Consider the following 281-nt stretch of genomic DNA (forward strand, 5'->3'; position numbering starts at 1 on the left):
TAACATTTATTACATAACCTAAATTTACGATGTCTGCTGGTTGTATGGGGTTACTAGGAAAATAGTAAGGGTCCCAACCCATACTAGTGAAACCCTGCTTTTGCAGAATTTGGTAATCCAAACCGTGACCACAGCCATAGTCAAAGAAAGTTGTATCTTTAGTAAGTAGTCCAGCTTCTATAGCACAACGTACTGGCTTGGATAGACTCGATCGAACAATTGCAGATCGATGTCTTTGAACTGAATGACTTATCTCTTTGAACTCTTTACTAGATTGAGAG

At 38.8% G+C, this 281-nt stretch carries 1 pseudogene; it reads right to left on the reverse strand.

Annotated features, from left to right (window positions below):
* Nucleotides 1-281, reverse strand: a pseudogene (locus NZ772_19490) (DNA phosphorothioation-associated methyltransferase).

It is taken from the genome of Cyanobacteriota bacterium (assembly GCA_025054735.1).
Classification (GTDB): Bacteria; Cyanobacteriota; Cyanobacteriia; order SKYG9; family SKYG9; genus SKYG9.